Source organism: Zoogloea sp. (genome assembly GCF_030157465.1).
GTDB lineage: Bacteria > Pseudomonadota > Gammaproteobacteria > Burkholderiales > Rhodocyclaceae > Zoogloea.
On record NZ_JAOAUU010000056.1, the window covers coordinates 49,541 to 60,079 of the forward strand.

The following is a 10,539-nucleotide window of genomic DNA, read 5'->3' on the forward strand; positions in this document are numbered from 1 at the left end:
CATGAGAAGCCCGTCCATCCGCAGATCCGGTTCGAAAGCCGCGCACCTCCTGACGCCGTCCGCCCTCGCCATCGCGCTTGCCATGGCCAGCCAGCCGGCCTGCGCCCTTGTGGATCTTCCTGCCGCGCCCCTGCAATCAGCCGCCGCCATTCCATCGAACATCCTGTTCCTGCTCGACGACTCGGGCAGCATGCAGTTCGAGATGATGCCGGACACGCTGACCTACACCAACGACCCTTATGGCAGAGACTGGGTCGTGTATCTCTTCCCCCCGAAGGATGTCTACGGAGGCGGCACTTACGAGCCGCGGATCCCATCCTTCGACGACAGCAACTACCACAACTACTTCAAGCGCTCGCCCTACAACAACTCGGTCTTTTACGACCCGACGATCACCTACAAGCCGTGGGTCAAGTACGACGGGACACCCTATGCCGCCGCCTCGACGACCGCCGCACTCTACAACCCCGTCACCCCGACCCTCGGCAGCCTCAACCTCACCGCCCAGCAGTCGGTGGATACCTACACTTACACCCTGGTCACGGAAAGCAGTTCGAACCGCACAATTCCCGTCGCCTGTGGCTACGGCGGGTGCTCGACCACCTACTGGCCGATCACCTTCTACATGTACAAGGGCACGGGCGACACCGCCCTCAAGACCAGCTACGTCAAATACCAGATCCGCGGCAGCGCAGGCTACCGCAAGGACCTGAGCGGCACCTCCGAGACCTCGGTGAGCACCTTCAACTGGGGCTCGGTGAGCCGCACCGTAGCCGAAGAAACCCAGAACTTCGCCAACTGGTTTACCTACTACCGCTCACGCGCACTGGCGGCAAAGGCCGGCGCCAGCATCGCGTTCTCCAAGCTCGGCACCAATTACCGGGTTGGCCACACCACGATCAACACGACGAACATCGGCAATCCGATTCCCACCTCGGGCACTTTCGAGACCACCAATCGCCAGAACTGGTTCAACGCGATGCTCGGCACCACCTTTCCGCCCCTGGGAACGCCGCTGAAAGAAGCCCTCACCCGGGCCGGGCAGTATTTCTCCCGCAGCGACGACGCGGGCCCCTACGGGCCGGCCCCGCATCTGTCCTGCCGCCGCAACTTCACGATCCTGACCACCGACGGCTACTACAACCCGGCCACCATCAGCGGCATCGACAACGAAGACAACATGTCCGGCTCGCTCATCACCGGCCCCGGCGGGCAGAGCTACCAATACACGCCGGCCCGGCCCTACCAGGACAGCTACAGCAACACCCTCGCCGACGTTTCCATGTACTACTGGAAACAGGATCTGCGGATCGACCTTCCCAACAACATCCGGGCCACCAGCACCAACCCCTCGTTCTGGCAGAACATGAACACCTTCACCCTGTCGCTCGGGGTGCAAGGCAAGCTCAACCCCTCGACCTCCCTGCCCGGCCTCAAGAGCGGCTCAATCAGCTGGCCCGACCCCCTGGCCGGCAGCGACCAGAAGGTCGACGATCTCTGGCACGCGGCAGAAAACGGCCGCGGAAAGTTCGTTGCCGCCAAGAACCCCACCGAATTCGCCGACGGCCTGGTTGCGGCGCTCAACACCATCGGCGAATCCGGCGGCGCGTGGAACATCGCCCTGACCTCCTACATGCTCGAGGCCGACGGCAAGGTCTTCGTGGCCCGTTACGACGGCAACTGGGGCGGCGATTTGTGGGCCATCGGCTACAACAGCTCGGGCTACATGAACACCACCTCGGACGGCACCCCGATCCCCGCCTGGAAGGCCTCCGAGAACCTGCCGGCCGCCGCCTCACGCAAAATCTTCACCTGGAAGGATTCGGGCGGCAACGGCACCACATTCGACTACACGAACCTCAGTTCAGCCAAAAAGACGGCCATCGGCAGCTCGGCCGTCGTCAACTACCTGCGCGGCGTCACGTCCGGTGAAGTCGCCAACGGCGGCAGCTTTCGCAACCGCAGCTCGCTGATCGGCGACATCGCCAACCCCGCGCCCGTCTACGTAAAGGCATCCAATACCGTTTTTGCCGCAGCCAACGACGGCATGCTGCACGCATTCAATGCGCAAACGGGCGTCGAGCATTTCGCCTACATCCCCGGCGGCGTCAATTTTGCCAACCTCAACGCGCTGTCGAGCCCGACCTACTCGCACAAGTTCCTCAACGATGGCGAGATCACCATCTCCGAGCTGGCCACCACCGGCAAGAACATCCTGGTTGGCAGCCTCGGGCGCGGCGGCAAAACGATCTACGCCCTCAACGTCACCACCCCCACCAGCTTCGGTACGAGCGACGTACTGTGGGAGTTCACCGACACCGACCTCGGGCAAACCCTCGGCAAGCCGGTGATCGTCAAGATGAACACCGGCGAGTGGGCCGTGATCATCGCCAACGGCTACAACAGCACCAACGAAAAGGCCTTCCTGTTCGTCCTCAACCTGAACACCGGCGCACTGATCAAAAAGATCGCCACGGGCGCAGGCTCGAGCACCGCCTCGAACGGGCTGGGGAGCCTGGTTGGCTTCGATCAGAACGGCGACGGGAAAGTCGACCTGATTTATGCCGGCGACCTTCTCGGCAACTTCTGGAAGTTCAGCGTCACGGGCGATGCGACCACCTGGAGCGCCTCTTCAATCTTCGTCGCCCGGGACGCCAGCAACAACGTCCAGCCCATCACCGGCGCATTCACCGTCGCCATCGACCCCAAGACCAACAAACGCTGGGTCTTCGGCGGAACAGGGCGCTACCTGAGCAACACCGACGTCTCCAGCAAGGCGGTCCAGAGCTGGTACGGCATCATCGACGACGGCACGGCGATCACCTCCCGCGCGCCCCTCATGCAGCGCACCGTCAGCGCCCCCGGCACCCAGAGCGCGTACATCACCCGAACCTTCTCGAACGCCACCACCGGCGACATGACCGGCAAGAAGGGCTGGTACGTGGACTTCCCGGCCGATGGCGAACGGATCATTTCCCGCAGCCAGTACTCCGCGGGCACTCTTTACGCCAGCAGCATCGTCCCCACGTCGGACGTGTGCGCCTCGGGCGGCAGCGGCTACCTCAACGCGCTGGACGCCTTTACCGGCGGCAGCCTCACCGTCCCCTTCTTCGACGTCAACAACGACAAGCTCTTCAACGAGAGCGACAAGAAACTCAGCGGCGGCAAGCTCGTTCCGGCCGGCTCGGTCAAAACGGGCGGCATGGTCGGCGAACTCAACATCAAGAAGACCACCGACTCCAAGTTCACCGCGCTGAGCTGCGACACCACCGGCGCCTGCCAGCAGCAACTGAACGTCAACCTCAGCCTGCTCAAGGGACGCATCTCGTGGCGGGAAATCCTCGCGGATTGAACGGCCCGGCCGGGCAGACAACATGGAACCAGACAGGAACGACCCAGCGATGACGAAGACACAATCCGGCGCATGGCGCCTCAAACGCCAGGCAGGTGTAACCCTTCTCGAGATCATGATCGTCGTCTGCATCGTCGGCATCCTGGCCATGATCGCCTACCCCAACTACACCAGCCACCTCGTCCGGAGCAAACGCACCCAGGCGGCGTCCTGCCTGCAGGAAGCCGCCCAGTACATGGAGCGTTTCTACACGACCAACCTGCGTTACGACCAGACCACCAACGGCGCCGCCGTCAGCCTGCCCGCCACCGCCTGCATCAAGGACATGAACGGAAACTATGTCGTTTCCATTTCGAGCGTCGTCGCCAACTCCTTCGTCCTGCAGGCAATTCCCCAGGGCAGCCAGGCCACCAGGGACACCGAGTGCGGCACCCTCACGCTCAGCCAGAACGGCACCAAGACCGTCTCGGGCACCGGCAAAGCCGCCACCTGCTGGTAAAGATCTGCACGGGCGGCGCGTCGCCCGTGACGCCCGGATACCGCTCAGCGCCAAGGTGGCAGACGGCATTCGCCTGACGTCACGCGCCCCGCCCCGCGCCCGCCGGTGCTAGCATTGACGCATCCCCAAAAACAACCGGCTCCCCGCGATGAACCTCGAGAAAGTCATCTTCGGTTTCTTCATTGTCTTTGCCGCAACCCTGAACTTCGGCTTTTTTATCGGCGAGATCGACAACCCGGTTCACCACGACATCTACGAGCTCTTCGCGGCGGTGGTGGTCAACCTGATCGCCACCGTGCTCAAGTTTGGCGACCGTACCCAGATCGGAGCCATTCACCTCGCCACCAGCCTCGTGGCCGACCTGCAGTTGCTGGCCGCGGCGATGGTGTGGGGCTATGCCGAACACGTGGCCAACACCGGACTGACCCCCTCCACCATGTCGAGCATCGTGTCGCTGTCGGGCGGTGCGCTGTTTGCCAACGTGATTTCAGTGGTGATCCTGATCGCCGAGACCATCATGCAGCGGCGCTGATGCCGTGAACGGCACCCCGACCAGCACGATTTTTCTGGTTCTGCGGCGGCTGCGCACGCCGCTGATCGTGCTCATCGTGATTTTTTCGGTGTCGGTGCTGGGGCTCACACTGATGCCCGGCCCGCTGGATCCGAACGGCGGCAGCATGCCGCGGCTGAGTTTTTTCCACGCCACCTATTTCATCAGCTACACCGCAACCACCATCGGTTTTGGCGAAATACCCTACGCCTTCTCCGAACAGCAGCGCCTGTGGGTCACGTTCTGCATTTACCTGTCGGTAATCGGCTGGGCCTACACGCTGGGCACGGTATTCGCGATGCTGCAGGACAAAAACTTCCTCAACGCCGTGGCGGCACAGCGCTTTGCCCGCCAGGTGCGTCACCTGCGCGAACCCTTCTACCTGATCTGCGGCTATGGCGAAGCCGGGCACCTGATCTGCCAGGCGCTGGACGAACTGGGCTACCGGGCGGTGGTGATCGAAAAAGATGAAGCCAAGGTGGGCGACCTCGAACTGCAAAGCTACTCGGCCGACATGCCGGCCCTGTGCGCCGACGCCGGCCAGCCCGATACGCTGATCCTTGCCGGGCTCACCAGCCGGTATTGCCGCGGCGTGATCGCCCTCACCAACGACGACAGCACCAACCTCGCGGTGGCCATCGCCGCCCGCCTGCTGGCCCCGTCGCTGCACGCGCTATGCCGCGCCGAGCATGCCGAAACAGCCGCCAACATGGCCTCCTTCGGCACCCGCCACATCATCAATCCCTTTGAAAAATTCGGCGAATACATGGCCCTGGCCCTGCACTCGCCGGCGGCCTACCACCTGCTGCTGTGGCTTACCGGCCTGCCGGGCACCACGGTCACCCGCCACCGGGAGCCCCCCGAAGGCAAATGGGTGCTGTGCGGTTATGGCACCTTCGGCAAGGTCATGACCGAGGCGCTGGAGAACGCCGGACTGCCGGTCACCATCATCGACCGGGCCGCACCGCTCGCTGCGGCGCACAGCTGGATCAAGGGCGACGGCACCGGCGGCGAGGCCCTCCGGGCGGCGGGCATCGCCGAGGCCGTCGGCATCGTTGCCGCCACCGCCAGCGACGTCAACAATCTTTCAACCGTGGTCACCGCCCGGGAACTCAACCCGAAGCTCTTTACCGTACTGCGCCAGAACCATGTCGCCAACCGGGCGCTGTTCGACGCCTTCGAATCGGATTTCGCGATGGTGCCCGCCGAGATCGTCGCCCACGAATGCCTCGCCATTCTGACCACCCCGCTGCTCGCGCCCTTCCTGGCCTTCGTGCGCCAGGCCGACGACGCCTGGGCCGAGACGCTGCTGGGCGATCTCACCGGCCGCTTCGGCTGGGACGTGCCCACCGTATGGAGCGTAAGCCTCAACATCTCGCAGGCACCGTCGGTGTATCGCCTGCTGATGCGCAACGAGGCAGAACTCAAACTCGGCGAGCTGCTGCGCACCCCGGTCACCGACCGCCCGCCACTGGCCTGCGCCCCGCTGCTGCTGCTGCGCGAAGGGGATCCACCGCGCCTGCTCCCCGGCCTCGAAGAGCCCATCCGACTCGGCGACCAACTGCTGCTGGTTGGCAGCGAAACAGCGCGCAAGGATCTGGGGCTGACCCTCTTCAACGGCCACACGCTCAAGTTCGTGCTGACCGGGCAGGATTTTCCGAGCGGGCTGGTGTGGGAATGGCTGGCCGCCCGGCGGCAGGTGCGCGACGCCTGAACGGCGCGGCCCGCAGCTACAATGCGGCACCGCAACAACCAACATCGACATGTTTCTCCGCCTGCCCCAGCCCCTGTTTCGCGCCGCCTTTGTCGTCGCGGTCATCCTGGTCTTCGTGCTGACGATGATGCCCCTGCCCGCCCAGATCAGCGTCGTTTCCAACCAGGACAAGTTCGAACACGCCATCGCCTTCTGCGTGCTCATGCTCACGGGCTGGAGCGGCTGGCCCGCGCGGGCGCACCGGATCGCAGCCGGGCTGGTGGCCTATGGCCTGCTGATCGAAATCTGCCAGCAAACCCTCACCACCAACCGCTACGGCGAAGCCCTCGACTGGCTGGCCGATTCGGTTGGCATCGCCATCGGCCTCGGCCTGATCCGGCTGCTGGCCGTGCGCCAGCGCGCAGCCCACTGACAAAAAAAGGGCAGCCAAGCGGCTGCCCTTTGAGTTGCGGCCGGACGCGATGCGTCAGGCGGCAAACACGTGCTTCACACGCAGCGTTTCACCCCGCTCGAGCAGCCCGATCAGGCGGTCGATGTTGGGGTGCTTGCCGGGATTCAGGCGCGCATCCTCGCCATGCTCGGCAAAGATCTCGATGCCCTGCGTGGCGGCGTCCGGCGTGATGGCGCCGTGGATCTGGGCCAGGTGGTTGTACACCGCCAGCGAGCCGGCCTGGCCGGGCTTGTTCTCGATGGTGGCGACGACCTCGTCGGCCGCGTTGAGCAGCTGGATCGACGCCAGGTGGGAGACGCCCGGCAGGGTCTTGAGCTTGTCTGCAAAAGCCATGCTGTCAGCCCCTCAGATGCGCTTGGCCAGCTCGGCGGCCTTGCCGATGTAGCTGCCCGGCGTCATGTCCATCAGGCGGGCCTTTTCGGCTTCGGGGATGGCCAGCGTGCCGATGAACTCCTGCAGCGCAGCCTTGGTGATGCCCTTGCCGCGGGTCAGTTCCTTGAGCTGTTCGTAGGGGTTTTCGATGCCGTAACGGCGCATCACGGTTTGAATCGGCTCGGCGAGCACTTCCCAGCAGGCGTCGAGGTCGGCCGCCAGACGGGCCGGCTCGGCTTCCAGCTTGCCGAGACCGCGCAGACAGGAATCGTAGGCCAGCACGGCGTAACCGAAGGCCACGCCCATGTTGCGCAGCACGGTGGAATCGGTGAGGTCGCGCTGCATGCGGGACACCGGCAGCTTGTCGGCCAGGTGGCGCAGCACGCCGTTGGCGAGGCCCAGGTTGCCTTCGGCGTTCTCGAAGTCGATCGGGTTGACCTTGTGCGGCATCGTGGACGAGCCGATTTCGCCGGCCTTGAGCTTTTGCTTGAAGTAGCCCAGGGAGATGTACATCCAGATGTCGCGGCAGATATCGAGGACGATGGTGTTGGCGCGCGCGGTGGCGTCGAACAGCTCGGCCATCGCGTCGTGGGGTTCGATCTGGATGGTGTAGGGGTTGAAGGTGAGGCCCAGGGATTCGATGAAACGGCCATTGAAGCCTTCCCAGTCGAAGTCGGGGTAGGCCGACAGGTGGGCGTTGTAGTTGCCCACGGCGCCGTTGAACTTGGCGGTGAGTTCGACCGCGGCGATCGATGCGCGCACGCGGCGCAGGCGATACACCACGTTGGCCATTTCCTTGCCGAGGGTGGTCGGGCTGGCGGGCTGGCCGTGGGTGCGCGAGAGCATCGGCAGGTCGGCGTGCTGGTGGGCCAGTTCGACCAGGCGGGCGATGATCTTGTCCAGCGCCGGCAGCAGCACGGTGTTGCGGCCGTCGCGCAGCATCAGGGCGTGGGAGACGTTGTTGATGTCTTCGGAAGTGCAGCCGAAGTGGATGAATTCGGTGACGCGGGTGACTTCGGGGTTGTGGCCGAGGCGCTCCTTGAGCCAATACTCCATGGCCTTCACGTCATGGTTGGTGGTGGCCTCGATGGCTTTCACGGCTTCGCCGTCGGCCACCGAGAAACCGGCGATGACGGCATCGAGCTCGGCCACGGTGGCGGCGGAGAACGGTGCGATCTCGGCCAGCTCCGGCGCGGCGGCAAGGGCCTTGAGCCATTCGACCTCGACCTTGACCCGATTGCGGATCAGGCCGAATTCCGAAAAGTGCTCGCGGAGCGCGGAAACCTTGGATTCATAACGGCCGTCGAGGGGCGACAGCGCGGTGATGGGTTGCAGATTCATGCGAAAAGCCCTTGAGGCAGAAAAACAAAGTCCAACATTTTACCGCCTCGGACGGCCCTGCGCCGATGATAAAATCCGTGCTCCCCAAACAGCAGTTCCCAAACATGAGCAAAGGCACGCAAACACTCGAACGTTTCATCTTCTGGAGCCGCTGGCTTCAGGCGCCCCTCTACCTCGGCCTGATCGTTGCCCAAGGCATCTACGTGTGGCTGTTCATGGCCGAACTGGGCCATCTGGTCAGCTCGGTGATCAGCTCCGGCGGTCACATCAGCGAAACCGAAACCATGCTGGTGGTGCTCGGCCTGATCGACGTCGTGATGATCGCCAACCTGCTGATCATGGTCATCATCGGCGGCTACGAAACATTCGTTTCGCGGCTCGACCTCGACGATCACCCGGACCAGCCCGAATGGCTGTCCCACGTGAACGCCGGCGTCCTCAAGATCAAGCTGTCGACCGCGATCATCGGCATCTCGTCGATCCACCTGCTTAAAACCTTCATCAACGCCGCGAACATCTCCGAGCACACCATCATGTGGCAGGTGATCATTCACGTCGTGTTCCTCGTCTCCGCGTTCGCCATGGCGCTGGTCGACAAGATGATGAACCAGACCGTTTTGCTGACAAAACACTAAACTCAAAAAGAGGGAGCTTCACCCATGACTGCCATCAAACAGGAAGACCTGATCCAGTCCGTCGCGGACGCCTTCCAGTACATCAGTTACTACCACCCGCTGGACTACATCAAGGCGCTGGGTGAAGCCTACGAGCGCGAGGAAAGCCCCGCCGCCAAGGATGCCATCGCCCAGATCCTGACCAACTCGCGCATGTCCGCCGAGGGCCACCGCCCGATCTGCCAGGACACCGGCATCGGCATGGTCTTCATCAAGGTCGGCATGCAGGTCACCTGGCCGGACGCCACCATGAGCGTCCAGCAGATGATCGACGAAGGCGTGCGTCGCGCCTACGGCAACCCGGACAACCCCCTGCGCGCCTCGGTGCTGGCCGACCCGGCCGGTGCCCGCAAGAACACCAAGGACAACACCCCGGCGGTGGTCCACTTCGAACTCGTCCCGGGCCACCACGTGGAAGTCATCTGCGCGGCCAAGGGCGGCGGCTCCGAAGCCAAGTCCAAGTTCGCCATGCTCAACCCGTCCGACGACCTGGTCGACTGGGTGCTGCACAAGATCCCGGAAATGGGCGCCGGCTGGTGTCCGCCGGGCATCATCGGCATCGGCATCGGCGGCACGCCCGAAAAAGCCATGCTGCTGGCCAAGGAATCCATCATGGCGCCGGTGGACATCCATGAGCTGAAGGCCAAGGCCGCTACCGGTGCCAAGCTGACCCGCCCGGAAGAGCTGCGCCTTGAACTGATGGAAAAGATCAACGCGCTGGGCGTTGGCGCGCAAGGCCTCGGCGGCCTCACCACCGTGCTCGACGTGAAGGTGCTCGACTACCCCTGCCACGCCGCCAACCTGCCGGTGGCCCTGGTGCCCAACTGCGCCGCCACGCGTCACTGCCACTTCCACCTGGATGGCTCCGGCCCGGCCAAAATTGAGCCGCCCAAGCTCGAAGACTGGCCCGCCGTCACCTGGACGCCGGATCTCAAGTCCGCCACCCAGGTCAACCTCAACACCCTGACCAAGGAAGAAGTGGCTGCCTGGAAGCCCGGCCAGAAACTCCTCCTCAACGGCAAGATGCTCACCGGCCGCGACGCCGCCCACAAGCGCATCGCCGACATGCTGGCCAAGGGCGAAAAGCTGCCCGTCGACTTCACCAACCGCGTGATCTACTACGTCGGCCCGGTGGACCCGGTGCGTGACGAAGTCGTCGGCCCGGCCGGCCCCACCACCGGCACCCGCATGGACAAATTCACCCGCATGATGCTCGAGCAGACCGGCCTGATCTCGATGATCGGCAAGTCCGAGCGCGGCCCCGTCGCCATCGAGGCCATCAAGGACAACAAGTCGGCCTACCTCATGGCCGTCGGCGGCGCCGCCTACCTGGTGGCCAAGGCCATCAAGTCGGCCAAGGTCGTCGGCTTTGCCGATCTGGGCATGGAAGCCATCTACGAGTTCGACGTGGAAAACATGCCCGTCACCGTGGCAGTGGATTCCTCCGGCATCAGCGTGCACGAAACCGGCCCGAAGGAATGGCAGGCCAGGATCGGCAAGATTCCGGTCGTGGCGGCGTAACACCAGGCGCCTGTCCCGTCCTGCTATAGCTTGACAGCCTTCGGCGTGCCGTTTCGCCGATCAGC

The 10,539-nt window shown here is 64.0% G+C and carries 9 protein-coding genes; 7 read left to right on the top strand and 2 right to left on the bottom strand.

All coding sequences use genetic code 11. The features are described 5' to 3' along the window. The first annotated feature begins 1 nt into the window (after position 1). The 5 genes from Q1W26_RS06470 (at position 2) to Q1W26_RS06490 (ending at position 6,527) form a co-directional block, all read left to right on the top strand. Complete coding sequence (locus Q1W26_RS06470; RefSeq protein WP_300437420.1) at positions 2-3,352, top strand: PilC/PilY family type IV pilus protein; 3,351 nt, start codon at positions 2-4, stop codon at positions 3,350-3,352. A 49-nt stretch (positions 3,353-3,401) separates the two neighbouring features. Continuing rightward, positions 3,402-3,851, top strand: a complete 450-nt coding sequence (locus Q1W26_RS06475) for a type IV pilin protein (RefSeq protein WP_300437422.1) — start codon at positions 3,402-3,404, stop codon at positions 3,849-3,851. Between the two features lie 148 nt (positions 3,852-3,999). Continuing rightward, positions 4,000-4,383, top strand: a complete 384-nt coding sequence (locus Q1W26_RS06480; RefSeq protein WP_300437424.1) for a DUF6394 family protein — start codon at positions 4,000-4,002, stop codon at positions 4,381-4,383. A 4-nt stretch (positions 4,384-4,387) separates the two neighbouring features. Next, positions 4,388-6,115, top strand: coding sequence for a potassium channel protein (locus tag Q1W26_RS06485; RefSeq protein ID WP_300437427.1), 1,728 nt, complete (start codon positions 4,388-4,390; stop codon positions 6,113-6,115). 49 nt (positions 6,116-6,164) lie between these two features. After that, a complete protein-coding gene (locus Q1W26_RS06490) occupies positions 6,165-6,527 on the top strand; it encodes a hypothetical protein (RefSeq protein WP_300437430.1) in 363 nt (120 codons plus the stop codon). A gap of 54 nt (positions 6,528-6,581) precedes the next feature. On the opposite strand, the gene Q1W26_RS06495 is transcribed toward Q1W26_RS06490, so the two are convergent. Both Q1W26_RS06495 and purB read right to left on the bottom strand, forming a co-directional pair. After that, complete coding sequence (locus Q1W26_RS06495) at positions 6,582-6,899, bottom strand: DUF2322 family protein (protein WP_300437433.1); 318 nt, start codon at positions 6,897-6,899, stop codon at positions 6,582-6,584. Between the two features lie 12 nt (positions 6,900-6,911). Continuing rightward, on the bottom strand, positions 6,912-8,279 hold the full coding sequence (purB, locus tag Q1W26_RS06500; protein ID WP_300437435.1) for an adenylosuccinate lyase: 1,368 nt from the start codon (positions 8,277-8,279) through the stop codon (positions 6,912-6,914). A 104-nt stretch (positions 8,280-8,383) separates the two neighbouring features. On the opposite strand from purB, the gene Q1W26_RS06505 reads away from it, so the two are divergent. Then, on the top strand, positions 8,384-8,914 hold the full coding sequence (locus tag Q1W26_RS06505; RefSeq protein WP_300437437.1) for a TIGR00645 family protein: 531 nt from the start codon (positions 8,384-8,386) through the stop codon (positions 8,912-8,914). 24 nt (positions 8,915-8,938) lie between these two features. Continuing rightward, entirely contained in the window at positions 8,939-10,474 is a 1,536-nt protein-coding gene (locus tag Q1W26_RS06510; RefSeq protein WP_300437439.1) for a fumarate hydratase, read from the top strand. Positions 10,475-10,539 lie beyond the last annotated feature (65 nt).